The 14,984-nt window shown below is 38.6% G+C and carries 15 protein-coding genes, 1 tRNA gene and 1 riboswitch; of the genes, 4 read left to right on the forward strand and 12 right to left on the reverse strand.

What is annotated here, in order from left to right:
- Nucleotides 1-46 precede the first annotated feature (46 nt).
- The gene (locus FBT53_RS05130) at nt 47-430 is read right to left on the reverse strand and encodes an START-like domain-containing protein (protein WP_136950090.1); all 384 of its coding nucleotides are present in this window, start codon (nt 428-430) and stop codon (nt 47-49) included.
- Nucleotides 431-565: 135 nt separating this feature from the next.
- Between FBT53_RS05130 and FBT53_RS05135 the strand changes: the two genes are divergently transcribed.
- From FBT53_RS05135 to FBT53_RS05150, 4 genes are all read left to right on the forward strand, one after another.
- A tRNA-Met gene (locus tag FBT53_RS05135) sits at nt 566-639 on the forward strand.
- Nucleotides 640-717: 78 nt separating this feature from the next.
- Nucleotides 718-2,637: a DUF294 nucleotidyltransferase-like domain-containing protein gene (locus FBT53_RS05140; protein WP_136950091.1), complete on the forward strand. Its 1,920-nt coding sequence runs from the start codon at nt 718-720 to the stop codon at nt 2,635-2,637.
- Nucleotides 2,638-2,643: 6 nt separating this feature from the next.
- Nucleotides 2,644-3,294, forward strand: a complete 651-nt coding sequence (locus FBT53_RS05145; RefSeq protein WP_136950092.1) for a PolC-type DNA polymerase III — start codon at nt 2,644-2,646, stop codon at nt 3,292-3,294.
- A gap of 87 nt (nt 3,295-3,381) precedes the next feature.
- Nucleotides 3,382-3,609 (forward strand): hypothetical protein, encoded by a 228-nt coding sequence (locus FBT53_RS05150; RefSeq protein ID WP_136950093.1) that lies wholly within the window; start codon nt 3,382-3,384, stop codon nt 3,607-3,609.
- 2 nt (nt 3,610-3,611) lie between these two features.
- On the opposite strand, the gene moeB is transcribed toward FBT53_RS05150, so the two are convergent.
- The 11 genes from moeB to FBT53_RS05205 all read right to left on the reverse strand — a co-directional run bounded on the left by moeB (nt 3,612) and on the right by FBT53_RS05205 (nt 14,822).
- Nucleotides 3,612-4,676, reverse strand: a complete 1,065-nt coding sequence (moeB, locus tag FBT53_RS05155; RefSeq protein WP_136950094.1) for a molybdopterin-synthase adenylyltransferase MoeB — start codon at nt 4,674-4,676, stop codon at nt 3,612-3,614.
- Nucleotides 4,677-5,792 (reverse strand): 2-iminoacetate synthase ThiH, encoded by a 1,116-nt coding sequence (gene thiH / locus FBT53_RS05160; RefSeq protein ID WP_136950095.1) that lies wholly within the window; start codon nt 5,790-5,792, stop codon nt 4,677-4,679.
- Nucleotides 5,792-6,580 (reverse strand): thiazole synthase, encoded by a 789-nt coding sequence (locus tag FBT53_RS05165; RefSeq protein WP_136950096.1) that lies wholly within the window; start codon nt 6,578-6,580, stop codon nt 5,792-5,794. Before FBT53_RS05165 ends, thiH begins: the two co-directional genes overlap by 1 nt.
- A complete protein-coding gene (thiE, locus tag FBT53_RS05170; protein ID WP_136950097.1) occupies nt 6,570-7,226 on the reverse strand; it encodes a thiamine phosphate synthase in 657 nt (218 codons plus the stop codon). The genes FBT53_RS05165 and thiE overlap by 11 nt, the downstream gene beginning before the upstream one ends.
- Entirely contained in the window at nt 7,195-7,992 is a 798-nt protein-coding gene (locus FBT53_RS05175) for a hydroxymethylpyrimidine/phosphomethylpyrimidine kinase (RefSeq protein ID WP_169630313.1), read from the reverse strand. The genes thiE and FBT53_RS05175 overlap by 32 nt, the downstream gene beginning before the upstream one ends.
- Nucleotides 7,982-8,599 (reverse strand): thiamine phosphate synthase, encoded by a 618-nt coding sequence (locus FBT53_RS05180; protein WP_136950099.1) that lies wholly within the window; start codon nt 8,597-8,599, stop codon nt 7,982-7,984. Before FBT53_RS05180 ends, FBT53_RS05175 begins: the two co-directional genes overlap by 11 nt.
- A 6-nt stretch (nt 8,600-8,605) precedes the next feature.
- Nucleotides 8,606-10,462: a phosphomethylpyrimidine synthase ThiC gene (gene thiC / locus FBT53_RS05185; RefSeq protein ID WP_136950100.1), complete on the reverse strand. Its 1,857-nt coding sequence runs from the start codon at nt 10,460-10,462 to the stop codon at nt 8,606-8,608.
- A 19-nt stretch (nt 10,463-10,481) separates the two neighbouring features.
- Entirely contained in the window at nt 10,482-10,682 is a 201-nt protein-coding gene (gene thiS, locus FBT53_RS05190) for a sulfur carrier protein ThiS (RefSeq protein ID WP_136950101.1), read from the reverse strand.
- A gap of 57 nt (nt 10,683-10,739) precedes the next feature.
- Nucleotides 10,740-10,831: riboswitch (TPP riboswitch) on the reverse strand.
- 26 nt (nt 10,832-10,857) lie between these two features.
- Entirely contained in the window at nt 10,858-12,765 is a 1,908-nt protein-coding gene (acs, locus tag FBT53_RS05195; RefSeq protein WP_136950102.1) for an acetate--CoA ligase, read from the reverse strand.
- Nucleotides 12,766-12,792: 27 nt separating this feature from the next.
- Nucleotides 12,793-14,568 carry a sodium:solute symporter family protein gene (locus tag FBT53_RS05200; protein WP_136950103.1) on the reverse strand — a complete coding sequence of 592 codons (1,776 nt, stop codon included), beginning with the start codon at nt 14,566-14,568 and terminating at the stop codon, nt 12,793-12,795.
- The gene (locus FBT53_RS05205; RefSeq protein WP_136950104.1) at nt 14,568-14,822 is read right to left on the reverse strand and encodes a DUF4212 domain-containing protein; all 255 of its coding nucleotides are present in this window, start codon (nt 14,820-14,822) and stop codon (nt 14,568-14,570) included. Before FBT53_RS05205 ends, FBT53_RS05200 begins: the two co-directional genes overlap by 1 nt.
- Between the last annotated feature and the right edge of the window lie 162 nt (nt 14,823-14,984).

Raw genomic sequence — 14,984 nt, forward strand, 5'->3', positions numbered from 1 at the left:
AACCCGAATTTTAATTCGGGTGCAAAGATACGGTCAATTTTTATTCTTACTTAGACCCCAATACGTGTTTAAGGTCGCTAATTTGGTTCTGCCAAAGTAATTTTGCTTCTTCCACTTCATCGTCCTCTGCATAATCAGAAATAAATAACGAAACATCCTTGGTTATTTCATCCACTATAATTCGCATTTCAAAAAAGGTGTCATCATCATTCTCTTCCCAAGCAAAACGCACAAACTCGTCCGTTTTCTTTTTTAGCAATTTGGCTTCTTCTTCTGCTCCATCCCAAATAAAGGTAAATAGCTCTCCTCTAGAGTTTACGTTATCCGCAAACCACTCAGAAAGTCCAGAAGGTGTGGCTATATAATTGTATAATAATTGTGGTGACGATTGTATTACAAACTCTAACTCAAATTTCGTTTTATCACTCATGCGTATAGTGGTTTATTGTCTTCTTTACTTTATAGTTGGGTAATATATAAAAATATATTTCAAAAAATAAAATAAAAATGAATTTTGATGTTACTAAAATTTACCAGTATATTTGCACCCGTTTTAAAAACAGACGGCGAGGTAGCTCAGCTGGTTAGAGCGTCGGATTCATAACCCGGAGGCCGAGGGTTCAAGTCCCTCTCTCGCTACAAGCTCAAAAGACCATTCTATAACTAGGATGGTCTTTTTTTATGCCCAGAAATAAAATTAAAGCATAATTTTAAGCTATGCAGAACACTATTTCTTTTAGGGTAGCCGATTTTTTAAAGCGATTTCCTCCTTTCTCTTATTTAAATAAATCCCAGTTAGAGGAGCTTGCTACAGAAGTATTCATAATTTATAAGGAGAAAGATGAAATTTTGTTTCATTTTGACGAAGCACCTCATGAGTATTTCTACACCGTACACAAAGGTGCTGTTGCGCTCTGGAATACTACAGATGCTGTAATTGTAGATATTTGTGATGAAGGCGATATTTTTGGACTACGCCCATTAATGGCACAAGAAAACTACCGTTTACAAGCTAAAACCGAAGAAGAATCTATTATTTATGCTATTCCCATAAAACAGTTTAAACCGTTTACAAGGGAAAACGAGCAGTTGGCAAATTTTTTAGTCGAAAGTTTTGCCTCTAATACCAGGAACCCATACTCTGCTACACACAAAGGGCAGCTCATTGGAGAAACAATTCATTTTAATCCTACCAACAACAAAGCAGGTTTAAATGATGTACAGCACATATATTATTCTAAAAACATCATCAGTTGTGGCCCAGGCACCAAATTAAAAACGGTAGCTAAAAAAATGACCAAAAATAAGGTGGGCGCCATGATAGTTGTAAAAAATAAATTGCCAATAGGACTAATTACTGATAAAGATTTTAGGTTTAAAATAGCCACTGGTACGTTTGATATTTTAGACCGAGCAGCTAACATCATGAGTACACCTATAATCACCTATCCCAAACAACTTACGGTTACCCAAGCGCAAATGGCAATGATGAAGAACGATATCAGCCATTTGGTATTAACAGAAGATGGAACTCCCAATACACCCGCCATTGGCATGCTTTCTAAGTATGATGTAATGCTTTCTCAAGGACAAAACCCAACCACTTTAATCCGTGCAATTAAAAGAGCGGAATCTGCTGCGGAAATTAAGCCCTTAAGAAATTATGTGATGAATTTACTAAGAGGTTATCTAAAACAAAATATTCCCATGGCATTGACTGCAAAAATTATAGCCGAATTAAATGATGCCTGTATTAAACAAGTAGTAAAACTTGCTTTAGAAGCACAACAAGTGGAGCCTCCTGTCCCTTTTGCTTGGTTAGCTATGGGGAGTCAAGGGCGTAGTGAACAACTTTTGCATACAGACCAAGATAATGCGTTGGTCTTCCAAAACGTTCCTAAAGAACAATTTATAGCTACCCAACGTTATTTTCTTGGTTTAGCCAAAGAAATTACTAAAGCCATGCATACTATAGGCTATGCTTACTGTCCTGCAGATATGATGGCTTCTAATCCTAAATGGTGCACCAGTTTAAATGAGTTTAAAAAACTAAGTACCCAATGGATTACCAATCCAGGACCAAATGAAATGCTCCTCTCTATAATATTTTTTGATTACAATAAAGTTTATGGCGATGAAGCCATAGTACAAGAGCTATCAGAACATATTTTAAAAACTATAGAAAACTATCCGGTATTTTTAACTCATTTGGCAGGCAGTGCTATGGCTAATCCATCACCTAGAGGATTCTTTAGAAATTTTTTAGTAGAACAAGATGGGGAGCACAAAAACCAATTTGATATTAAAAAACGGGCCTTAATGCCCTTAATAGATGCGGCTAGAGTATTGATATTATCACATAACATTACAGGAATTAGTAATACATGGGAACGCTATGAAAAATTAGCAGAATTAGAACCAAACAATAAAGAATTGTATTTAGCATGTAGCTACGCTTTTAAGGCGCTCTTAAAGTTTAGAACCAAACAAGGTTTACAAAATAATGATTCTGGTCGTTATATTCATTTAGAAGCGCTATCCAAAGAAGAGAAGGTCAAATTAAAGCGTACTTTCAAAACTATAAAAGAGATTCAAGAATTGCTAAATGTCCGTTTTATGGTTAATACGATAAGATAAACAGGAATGGATACAGAAGCAAAAAAACAACTTTGGGACACTTACAAAGCTTCGTTACGGCATCTCCCTGAGTCTATAAAGGACATCTGTTTTGTAGTTTTAGACACCGAAACAACAGGCTTTAACTATGAGAAAGACCGTATTTTGAGTATTGGAGCCCTAAAATTGAAAAACGGTATTATCCGGGTACAAGATTCTTTTGAAGTATTTTTAGAACAAGACACCTTTGATGCCAGTACAGTCAAAATTCACGGCATTATTAAAAAAGGAAAGATAACACGCATTTCAGAAGCAGCAGCAGTTTTTAAATTAATTGAATATTTACAAGGCAGTGTAATAGTGGCTCACCACACACATTTTGACGTTTCTATGCTTAATGCAGCACTTTTTAGGCAAGGATTTCCAGAGTTATTAAATTCCACCTTAGACACCGCCCATCTCTATAAAAAAACACTTTCTTCTACAGCCATCAACAAAAAAAACTATACACTAGACTACCTGGCAGAAAGTTATGGTATAAGTAAAGTAGACCGCCACACTGCCTTAGGTGATGCTTACATAACAGCTATCGCTTTCTTAGCCATGTTAAATAAGTTAAAGCCAAAAACACTCAAGGACCTACAAAAACGAAAAGGTTTGTTTGGTTTAGGGTTATAGCACGCCTTTTTTACCTTTCTAAAATTAGCTCGATTCAAACATTTATCAGCACCCACTAGCTGGATTTTTTCGCCTATTGGCTATAAAGTGGTAGGAATTACCGAAAATGGAACTAAAAAGACCTTAAAAACCCTTAATTTAGGTAAAAACGAACCTAATATAGATGTACAACGTAACCTCATCACCTTAGAATTTGATGCGATAAAAGTTAAAGGAATTCAATTGGAAATTGTAAACCAAGGTAAAAACCCAGAATGGCACACAGACCCTGGAGGTAATAGCTTTATTTTTATTGATGAAGTGGTTTTAAACTGATATTAAAGCGTTGCGTTTACACCACCTTTTAAACTATATAAAGTGGTTTCTTTTAAGTGTTCCTTTAGAACATGGATAGCCTTAGCGCTTCTTTTTCCTGATTGGCAATAGACCACAAGGTTTTCGCTAATTGGTATCCTATTCCATTGGGTATTTAAATCAGACAATGGAATGTGTAAGCCTCCTAAATGGTGCGCTTCTCGTTCTTCTGGAGTACGTACATCTAGCAAGTTATAGTAAGATGGGTTTTCTTGTACTTTGGCCCATGTAAGTTCTTGAACTGATGATGAAATACCACAAAATGCCTCATAACTGGGCAATAACTCAGTAATATTAATTTCTGGGTTACGTTTAAAATTTAGTTTTAATTGCTTACCAGACAATACATCTATTTGTAATAAAGTGCCACTCAATACCGTTCCTAAACCCAAAATTATTTTTAAGGTTTCGCTGGCTTGTAATCCCCCTATTATACCGGGCAAAACACCTAATACCCCAATTTCTGAGCAATTAGGTACCGTATCTTCTGCAGGCGGATTTGGATAGATACACCTGTAAGTGGGGCCATTTTGGTAGTTAAAAACGGTCACTTGTCCATCAAACTTAAAAATAGAACCAAAAACTAAGGGCTTATCTGCCAAAACACAAGCATCATTTACCAAATAGCGGGTGGCAAAATTGTCGCTCCCATCTACAACTATATCGTATTCCCTGATAATTTCTAAAGCATTATCGCGTGTAAGACGCGTGTTATGGGCTATTATATTTACATGGGGATTCAGCGCTTCCAATCTTTTTTTAGCCACATCTACCTTTGGTTGTCCTACGGTATCTGTACTGTAAAGAATCTGCCGTTGTAGATTGCTTATCGCTACTACATCGTCATCAATAATGCCTAAAGTTCCTACACCTGCCGCAGCCAAATATTGTAAAATGGGGCATCCTAAACCACCTGCACCAATAACTAAAACTTTAGCCGTTTTCAACTTTAATTGCCCTGCTACACCAACCTCATCCAATATAAGATGGCGGTGATATTGGTTTGCTTCTTCCTGTGATAGTTTCATTTAAATAGCACTAAAATGTTCCCAATCTTTCCAAACCACATCTAAGCCTTGTGCTTCTAGCATAGCTACCACCTCTTCCGTGGGACGTTCATCAGAAATTTCAAATTGTTCTAAGGATTCTGGTTCAACCACGTACCCCCCTGGATTTGTTTTTGACTCCGCACTGATGGAGTTGATTCCTAGATTGACAATATTTTGCCTAAACGGAATACTCTCTCTTGTAGAAATTGATAATTCCACATCCTCATCTAAAAGTCGGTAAGCACAAATTAATTGTACCAAATCCGCATCTGTCATAACCACCTTAGGTTCTAGACCACCGGAATGTGGGCGTAATCTAGGAAAAGAGATGGAATATTTGGTCTGCCAGTAAGTACGTTGCAAATATTTAAAATGTAAAGCATTAAAAAAACTATCGGCACGCCAATCTTCTAAGCCTAATAAGGCTCCAAGTCCAATCTTATGTATACCTGCTTTTCCTAATCTGTCTGGTGTTTCTAGACGGTAATCAAAATTGGACTTTCTACCTTTTGGATGGTGTTTTTTGTATTCCGCTTGGTGATACGTTTCTTGGTATACCAAAACCGCATACAAACCACTATTAATTAAGCGCTTATATTCTTCCGTATCTAAAGGCTGTACTTCTATAGCAATATTGGCAAAATGTGTTCTTAGTAACTGAATAGCATTGTTTAAATAGTCTACACCAACAGTTCTATTAGCTTCTCCTGTGACTAACAATACATGATCAAAACCCTTTGTTTTTAAATACGATGCTTCTTTCAAAATTTCCTCGTCAGTAAGCGTTTTTCTTGGAATTTTATTCGTCATGCTAAAGCCACAATACGTACAAATATTTTGGCATTCATTACTTAAATACAAGGGTGCGTACATTTGTATGGTGTTCCCAAAACGCTTTTTTGTAAGGGCATGGCTCGCATTCGCCATCTGATTTAAGAAAGGCTTTGCCGCAGGTGAAATCAAGGCCATAAAGTCATCCAAGCTTCGATGCTCTTTTTGCAAGGCTAATTGCACATCTGCCTGGGTCTTCGCATAAATTTCTTGGACCACCGTTTCCCAATCATATTGTTCAAAGACTTCTTTAAACTGTTTCATTACAACTGGGTTTCTGATAGAAATTGAGTAAAGGGACTACTGGCGTTGGCACTCATAGCTGTGGGGGCTAATTTAGCTAAATACGCCTGCCTCCCTGCTTTAACTGCCCAGTTAAAAGCCTCTGCCATTTGCACAGGATTTTTAGATACTGCAATTGCTGTATTCACTAAAACTGCATCTGCACCTATTTCCATAGCATGTGCCGCATGAGATGGGGTTCCTATACCAGCATCTACTACCACTGGCACATTACTTTGTGCAATTATAATTTCTAAAAACTCCAATGTTTTCAGTCCTTTGTTGGTGCCAATAGGTGCACCTAATGGCATTACGCATTGCACACCTACATCTTCTAAACGTTTACACAGAACTGGGTCTGCGTGGATATAGGGCATCACCACAAAACCTTGTTGTACCAGCTCCTCCGCAGCTTTTAGAGTTTCAATTGGGTCTGGCAATAAGTATTTAGGGTCTGGGTGAATTTCTAGTTTAATAAAATTTGTCTCTAATGCCTCTCTCGCTAATTGCGCAGCAAATACAGCTTCTTTTGCCGTACGTACTCCAGAAGTGTTGGGTAGTAGATTTACTTTTGCCTGATTGATGTGTTTTAAAATATCGTCTTCCTCATTAGTCACCTCAACTCTTTTTAAAGCCATAGTAACCAATTCCGAACCGGATGCAACGATGGCATCACGCATCAAAGACATGCTCGCAAATTTTCCTGTTCCTGCAAACAAACGGGAAGTAAACTCTTTACCTCCTAGAATTAAATTGTCTTTAGTTGCCATGGTACGTTGTATTTAAAAATTGCGCTGTGATTGTTTTTAAGTTTTTGGGCTGACCCGATAATATTCCAGAAACGGCAACCCCTGACACTCCTGTTGTAGCAATTTGTGCTACATCTTCTGGGGTTATGCCACCAATTGCCACTATAGGAATGTTTGCTCCGTTTTTAGACAATGCTGTCGTTATTTGTTGGAACCCTGTAACACCAAGAATGGGGCTCAAATTCTTTTTGGTTGCTGTAAATCTAAAAGGTCCCAACCCTATATAATCTGCTTTAGAAGAAATTCGTGCCGAGCAATCTTCTAGAGTATTGGCAGTACCACCAATGATTGCATCCTCACCTAATGCAAGGCGTGCTTCTTCTAGGCTTGTATCCGTTAAACCCAAGTGTACTCCTGTGGCATTGACCGCTTTTGCCACCGCAACATTATCATTGATAATTAATACAGCATTATGGGCATCTGTTAATTTTTTGGCCTCTTGGGCTGCCTGTTCATAAACTAAAGCCGAAGTGTCCTTGAGACGAAGTTGTATCCATTGACAACCCGCAGTCAATACTGCCTCAATATTTTGTAAATGTTCCGCTACAGTGCTTCCTTGAGAGATGTACTGTAACTTAAATGTATTTAAGTCTATTTTTGTTTTCATATGATGTATGGTATGCCAATAAAGTGGTATTAGAACCCATGCGTTGTTCTACATAATTTTTTGCCTTTTTGCTGGCCTCTAAAAGTGATTTTCCTTTAGCCAATTCTGCAATAAGTGCAGCAGACAAAATACAGCCTGTACCGTGTTTAGCCGATAATAGCTCTGGAATCCCTTTTATTTCATATACAGTGCCTATTGTAGTGTATAATTGATCTATACCTTTTTCAATTTTTTTATGTCCTCCTTTTACTAAAACATTGGTGGTAGTAGAAAGCATCTTTAAGAAATCTTCCGTAGCTATTCCATTAGCCATTATTTGTAATTCATTATAATTTGGCGTTATCAAATAACAATGGCTTAACACATTCTCTAATGCTAGTTTTTCGGTTTGAATAGATGCTTCTGAATGAAAATCAAAATTGGCCGAAGCACTAAATATAGGATCAAAAACTATTTTAGCCTCAGGTTTTATTGTTTTCATGACTCCTATTAGCTCTTCTAAAACAGACCAACTTTCTACAATGCCGACTTTAATATATGCTACGGGAAACCTTTTTAAAACAATGCTCAATTGTTCTATAATTATGTCCTTGGCTATCCAATGGCAAGCTGTAAAGGTATCGTCTGTTTGTATGGTATTGGCCGTCTGCACCGCCAAACCATAACAATGAAGTTGCTCAAAAGTTTTAATATCAGCCAACAAACCTGCTCCCGCAGAAGGGTCGAAACCCGCCAAGGTTAGTACATAGGGGCGTTCAGTTTTCATAAGCTTGGTTTTTCCATGACTTTTGCAAAGCCAAATAGGCATCAAGCGGAGAAGAATGCTGCCAAACATCTCCTAAAACCGCTACTCCCGTATAGCCTAAGGCTTTCGTTTGTGTAATAGTTGTACTTGTTATTCCTCCAAGAGCAACAATGGTTTGGGCCAGGTTCATCACATTAAATCCCTTTCCAGGATATCCTTGTTTAGAGGTACTATCAAAAACTGGACTTAAAAACGAATAGTTAAAATAATCACCTTTAGTTATAACTGGTTCTAATTGATGAAAGGATGTACTCACGGTTTTGCCTTTTTGCTGTTGTTTACGGCAATAACCAGCCAAGTCTATTTTAATTTCATTTCTGTCTTTCTCCCTTAAATGTATACCTCCTAAATGAAATTTTGATGCTAATGCATGGTGTTGATGCACCACTATTTGTTTGTGATATTCTACAGGTATAGCGTTAAGCAATGCATTACATTGTTGCAAGTCCCATTGTGGTTTTCTAAGGTGTAGCCGTTCCAAACCAGCCTCAAAAAGTGCTATAATCCAATTCACTTCTTGCGGATAATAGGTCTCCGTAGTAATCACAATAGGACTTTTAAACTCCATAGATGACTATAAATACACTTCGCTTCCTTTATCCTTAAACTCCTGAGACTTCTCTTGCATGCCCACTTCCAAGGCATTCTGCTCATTCACTTCCTTTTTAGCCGCATAGTCCCGTACTTCTTGAGAAATCTTCATAGAGCAAAATTTAGGACCGCACATACTACAGAAATGGGCAATTTTTGCACCTTGTGCTGGTAAGGTCTCATCATGATATTCTCTTGCACGCTCAGGGTCTAGACTTAAGTTAAACTGGTCTTCCCATCTAAACTCAAAACGTGCTTTACTCAAGGCATCGTCACGGTATTGAGCGCCAGGATGCCCCTTTGCTAAGTCTGCTGCGTGAGCTGCTAACTTATAAGTAATTACTCCCGTACGCACATCGTCTTTATTTGGTAATCCTAAATGTTCTTTTGGTGTTACATAGCACAACATAGCGGTACCGTACCAACCAATCATTGCTGCACCAATACCAGAGGTAATATGGTCATAACCCGGAGCAATATCTGTGGTTAAAGGGCCTAAGGTGTAAAAAGGGGCTCCGCCACATGCCTCTAATTGCTTGTCCATATTTTCTTTAATCATGTGCATAGGTACGTGTCCCGGACCTTCTATAAAAGTTTGCACATCATGCTTCCAGGCAATTTTTGTGAGCTCCCCCAAGGTTTCTAGCTCAGCAAATTGAGCCTCATCGTTAGCATCGGCAATTGAACCTGGGCGCAGACCATCTCCTAAAGAGAACGCTACATCGTACTGCTTTAAAATCTCACAGATATCTTCAAAATGCGTATATAAAAAGCTTTCTTTATGGTGTGCCAAACACCATTTGGCCATAATAGAACCTCCACGAGAAACAATTCCTGTAATACGCTTTGCGGTCATGGGCACATAGGCCAAACGTACCCCTGCATGAATGGTAAAATAATCTACTCCTTGTTCTGCTTGTTCAATTAGGGTGTCTCTAAAAATTTCCCAGGTCAAGTCTTCGGCCTTTCCGTTTACTTTTTCTAAGGCTTGGTAAATAGGCACAGTACCTACTGGCACTGGAGAATTGCGAATAATCCATTCTCGTGTTTCATGAATGTTTTGCCCCGTAGACAAGTCCATAATGCTGTCTGCTCCCCAGCGGCATGCCCACACCGCTTTTTCTACTTCTTCTTCGATACTAGATGTGGTGGCAGAATTCCCAATATTGGCATTGATTTTCACCAAAAAATTTCTACCTAAAATCATGGGCTCACTTTCTGGGTGATTGATATTATTAGGAATTACAGCCCTACCAGCGGCTACCTCATCCCGAACAAATTCTGGCGTAATTACTTTAGGAATTCCCGCTCCAAAAGATTGCCCAGGATGTTGTGTACTCAACTGCTGTACTTCTTGTAATTTCTGATTTTCTCTAATAGCAATATACTCCATCTCTGGCGTAATAATTCCCTTTTTTGCATAGTGCATCTGAGAAACGTTTTGGCCTTTTTTAGCGCGCAACGGTTTTTTTATATGATTAAAGCGTAGCGCATCTAACTTAGTGTTCTCTAAACGCTCATTGGCATAATGCGAAGAAAAATCATCTAAAACTTCTACATCCCCACGGTCCATTATCCAAGACTCGCGTAAACGTTCTATCCCTTGGTGTACATCAATGGATTTTTTAGGGTCTGTGTATGGACCACTAGTATCATACACGGTAACTGACGCATTTGGTGTTCTTTTCTGGGTAAAGCTATCTACCGTATCATCCAAAGCTATCTCTCTCATAGCTACTTTTATTTCCGGAAAAAGCTGCCCTTGTACATAGACTTTCTTAGAATTAGGAAAAGGTGTTGTGGTAATGGATTGCGGTTTTGGAATGGTGTCTGTTTTCATAAAGCGTTTTGTGTTGTATTTATCCTCCTTGTGTGGCTCTTACAACCAAAATAGCATCACCTTCTTGCAAAACGGTACTTTCCCAGTCCTGTTTAAACACTACGGCATCATTTACAGCTAAGGCAATGCCTGCTGTAGATGGTAATTGTGCTGTTACAAATTGTGATAAGGAAATTCCGGCTGTAGTAGTAATGTTATTCTCATTTAAGGTAACCACCATAATTTTTAAAAATTAAGATGGACAAATACCAAAAGAATGAAATAGCGAATCCGGAAATACGTCTGAATTGCTTTTCCCTTCGTCGGTATTAGCCGCATCAGGTTCAAAGGGTATTTCTCAGACCGTAAAGGCCACCCCTAAAGCTGTATCAAAGATATAGAATAAAAACTTGTTTTTACAAAGCTTCTTTAATGATTTGGTCTACAACCTCTGGATTTAACAACGTAGACGTATCCCCTAAATTACTTAAATCGTTAGATGCAATTTTTCTAAGTATTCTCCTCATTATCTTGCCACTACGCGTTTTAGGAAGTCCGGGTACAAACTGAATTTTATTCAGCTTCGCAATAGGGCCAATTTTATCAGAAATTTGCTGATTTATCTCGTTCCGTAGATTATTTCTATCCCTAGATTCTCCTGTTTCTTTTAAAATAACGAAGCCGTAAAGTGCATTTCCCTTAATATCATGCGGAAAACCAACAATAGCAGATTCTGCCACCGCAGGATGCTCGTTAATAGCGTCTTCTATAGGTGCGGTACCCAAGTTATGACCAGAAACAATAATAACATCATCTACCCTACCCGTAATACGGTAATAGCCTACCTCATCACGTAATGCTCCATCACCGGTAAAATACATATTTTCAAAAGCAGAAAAATACGTATCTTTATAGCGTTGGTGGTTACCCCAAATGGTTCTAGCCATAGAAGGCCAAGGGTATTTTATACATAACCTACCATCTACTTGGTTGCCTTTAATTTCCTTTCCATTTTCATCCATTAAAGCGGGTTGTATTCCTGGTAAAGGTAATGTGGCATAAGTGGGTTTGGTTGGTGTACTAAACGGAATGGGAGAAATCATGATACCCCCTGTTTCGGTTTGCCACCATGTGTCTACAATTGGGCACTTTTTTTCGCCCACATGATCATTATACCAATGCCAAGCCTCTTCGTTTATTGGCTCGCCTACAGTTCCTAAAACTTTTAAGGACGATAAATCGTACTTTGTTACAAAATCAAGATTTTCTTTTGCTAACGCTCGTATTGCTGTTGGTGCTGTATAAAACTGTGTCACCTTGTGCTTTTGTACAATTTCCCAGAAGCGTCCATAATCGGGATACGAAGGTACACCCTCAAACATTACCGTGGTAGCCCCATTGGCTAAAGGCCCATAAACAATGTAAGAGTGACCCGTAATCCATCCAATATCTGCGGTACACCAATACACATCTTCTTCCCTGTACTGAAAAACATTTTTAAAAGAGTATGCCGCATATACCATATATCCACCAGTAGTATGCATCATACCCTTAGGTTTCCCCGTAGAGCCCGAAGTGTACAAAATAAACAAGGGGTCTTCTGCATCCATTATTTCTGGCACACAATCGCCATAGGCTTCATCTAATAAGGGTTGTAACCATTCGTCTCTATTTTCTTTTAGTTGGATGTCTGAATTGATTCGTTTGGCAACAAGTACCTTATCTACCGTAGCACAACTTTCCAAAGCCTCATCTACAATACCTTTTAAATCGATGGTTTTAGCACCTCTATATGAACCATCTGAGGTAATTACCATTTTAGCCTCACAATCGTTTATACGGGTAGCTAATGCCGAAGCTGAAAAACCTGCAAATACAACAGAATGTATTGCTCCAATACGTGCGCAAGCTAATACCGATACCGCCAATTCTGGAATCATAGGTAAATAAATAACAACCCTATCCCCCTTTTTTATGCCTTTATCTTTTAAAACATTAGCAAACTTAGATACGCGTTTGTGCAGTTCTAAATAGGATATATGCTCCGCCGGTTCATCTGGATTATTCGGTTCAAATAAAATCGCTGTTTTATCACCCCTTACATGTAAATGACGGTCTATACAATTTTCTGTGATGTTTAATTGCGCACCTGAAAACCATTTTACTTCTGGTTTAGTAAAATCCCACTCCAACACCTTATTCCATTTTTTGCGCCACAAAAAATGTTCTTCTGCAATTTCTTCCCAAAAATTCTCTGGATTCCTTACGGACCTACGGTAAACCTGAAAATATTCTTCTAAGTGTTTTATGTGATAATTACTCATGTTTATGTTTTCGCTGTTTGTTTTGTATTAATGTTCTATGGCTTTCCCAACACCTGTGGGAATCCTTATGTCTTCTACTATTTCTTGCACTTCTACCGGTGGTGCTTTAGTTATACTAGCAACTAGAAGGGCTACTATAAAGTTAACCAGCATGCCTATGGTACCAAAACCTTCGGGAGAAATACCCCACCACCAATGGTCTGCGGTAGCATTTTCTGGACTTCCTAACCATCCTAACTTAAATTTAGCAATGTAAAAACAGGTAATTCCCAAACCTGATAACATACCTGCTATGGCTCCCTCCCTATTCATTCTTTTACTAAAAATGCCCATTACAATAGCAGGGAAAAAAGAAGATGCAGCTAAACCAAAGGCTAAAGCTACAACAGAGGCTACAAAACCAGGGGGATGAATACCAAAATAACCTGCCACTACAACTGCAAAAAGAGAAGCCACACGTGCCAGAAGTAGTTCTTTCTTATCTGATATATTTGGAGCGAATTGTTTTTTAACCAAATCGTGCGAAATTGAGGTAGAAATTACCAAAAGTAGTCCCGCCGCTGTAGACAAGGCTGCCGCTAAACCACCTGCGGCCACCAAAGCAATTACCCAATTGGGTAAATTAGCTATTTCTGGATTGGCTAAAACCGTAATGTCACGGTCTACATACAATTCATTAGCGCTTGTGCTTGCATTGTTTATTAGACGTTCTCCTGATGCTCCTCTTGCTGTGGTAAATTGAGGTTGCTTGCCTTCTATAGCACTCCCTGGCAAGTATTGAATCTTTCCATCTCCGTTTTTATCGGTCCAAGCAATAAGTCCGGTTTCTTCCCACTTAGTAAACCATGCAGATATTTCTTTGTAAGGTGTATCCTGTACGGTTTCCATTAGATTGGTACGTGCAAAAACAGCAATCGCTGGTGCAGTAGTGTATAAAATGGCAATAAACAATAAGGCATACCCAGCAGATTTACGCGCATCTTTCACCTTTGGAACTGTAAAAAACCGAATGATTACATGGGGTAAACCTGCCGTTCCCATCATCAAAGCTGCTGTAATAAAAAATACATCTATCTTAGACTTACTACCATCTGTATACGCTATAAAGCCTAATTCTGTCATCAATCCATCTAACTTGTCTAACAAATACACGCCATCACTACCTTTTGCCCCCATACCTAATTGTGGAATTGGGTTCCCAGTCGCCATGAGCGATATAAAAATAGCAGGCACCATAAAGGCAAAAATCAGTACGCAATATTGTGCTACTTGGGTATACGTAATCCCCTTCATCCCCCCTAAAAAAGCGTAAAAAAGAACCACGGCCATACCAATGTATACTCCTGTATTTACCTCTACATCTAAAAATCTAGAAAACACTACTCCCACACCACGCATCTGTCCTGCTACATAAGTAAAAGAAACAAATAAGGCAGCAATTACAGCAACCGTACGGGCAACATTAGAATAATAGCGGTCCCCAATAAAATCAGGGACGGTAAATTTTCCGAACTTACGTAAATAGGGCGCAAGTAATAGTGCTAAAAGTACATAGCCACCTGTCCAACCCATGATATAAACAGAACCATCATAACCAGAAAAAGCGATTATCCCTGCCATTCCAAGAAAAGAGGCTGCAGACATCCAATCCGCAGCGGTAGCTAAACCATTAGCTAAGGGAGAAACACCGCCACCTGCTACATAAAATTCTTTGGTAGAGCCAGCTCTAAACCATATAGCAATACCAATATATAAGGCAAAAGTAATGCCTACCAAAATAAAAGTCCATGTTTGTATGCCCATTACTCGTCTAGATTATATTTTTTATCTAACCGATTCATCAAAGCAACGTACACAAAAATTAAAAGGACAAATACATAAACAGCACCTTGCTGGGCAAACCAAAAGCCGAGTTTAAAGCCACCTAGGCGAATGGTGTTTAATTGTGCTACCCAAAGGATGCCACATCCATAGGAAACCAAGAACCAGATAGCCAAAAGTACGGCTAGGTATACAAGGTTCTGTTTCCAATACTTTTTTCGCAGTTCAGTTTGCATTGGTTCAGTTTGAACCTGAAAGATAGAAAATTTTTAAAGGCTACTAATGAACATTTCTATCTAAAAACCCGCAAATATTGATAGATTCCTATCTAATTTCTTAAATCGACATTTTATAACAATAGAAAAAATAAAAAAGCCCCAACGGGAATACCATTGGGG

It is taken from the genome of Flavobacterium sp. ASW18X, from assembly GCF_005144745.1.
Lineage (GTDB): Bacteria > Bacteroidota > Bacteroidia > Flavobacteriales > Flavobacteriaceae > Croceivirga.

What these genes read in the sequence shown, in the direction of transcription:
- FBT53_RS05130 (WP_136950090.1), bottom strand. Translation starts at nt 430, where the DNA reads ATGAGTGATAAAACGAAATTTGAGTTAGAGTTTGTAATACAATCGTCA.
- FBT53_RS05140 (WP_136950091.1), top strand. Translation starts at nt 718, where the DNA reads ATGCAGAACACTATTTCTTTTAGGGTAGCCGATTTTTTAAAGCGATTT.
- FBT53_RS05145 (WP_136950092.1), top strand. Translation starts at nt 2,644, where the DNA reads ATGGATACAGAAGCAAAAAAACAACTTTGGGACACTTACAAAGCTTCG.
- moeB (WP_136950094.1), bottom strand. Translation starts at nt 4,676, where the DNA reads ATGAAACTATCACAGGAAGAAGCAAACCAATATCACCGCCATCTTATA.
- thiH (WP_136950095.1), bottom strand. Translation starts at nt 5,792, where the DNA reads ATGAAACAGTTTAAAGAAGTCTTTGAACAATATGATTGGGAAACGGTG.
- FBT53_RS05165 (WP_136950096.1), bottom strand. Translation starts at nt 6,580, where the DNA reads ATGGCAACTAAAGACAATTTAATTCTAGGAGGTAAAGAGTTTACTTCC.
- thiE (WP_136950097.1), bottom strand. Translation starts at nt 7,226, where the DNA reads ATGAAAACAAAAATAGACTTAAATACATTTAAGTTACAGTACATCTCT.
- FBT53_RS05175 (WP_169630313.1), bottom strand. Translation starts at nt 7,992, where the DNA reads ATGAAAACTGAACGCCCCTATGTACTAACCTTGGCGGGTTTCGACCCT.
- FBT53_RS05180 (WP_136950099.1), bottom strand. Translation starts at nt 8,599, where the DNA reads ATGGAGTTTAAAAGTCCTATTGTGATTACTACGGAGACCTATTATCCG.
- thiC (WP_136950100.1), bottom strand. Translation starts at nt 10,462, where the DNA reads ATGAAAACAGACACCATTCCAAAACCGCAATCCATTACCACAACACCT.
- thiS (WP_136950101.1), bottom strand. Translation starts at nt 10,682, where the DNA reads ATGGTGGTTACCTTAAATGAGAATAACATTACTACTACAGCCGGAATT.
- acs (WP_136950102.1), bottom strand. Translation starts at nt 12,765, where the DNA reads ATGAGTAATTATCACATAAAACACTTAGAAGAATATTTTCAGGTTTAC.
- FBT53_RS05200 (WP_136950103.1), bottom strand. Translation starts at nt 14,568, where the DNA reads ATGGGCATACAAACATGGACTTTTATTTTGGTAGGCATTACTTTTGCC.
- FBT53_RS05205 (WP_136950104.1), bottom strand. Translation starts at nt 14,822, where the DNA reads ATGCAAACTGAACTGCGAAAAAAGTATTGGAAACAGAACCTTGTATAC.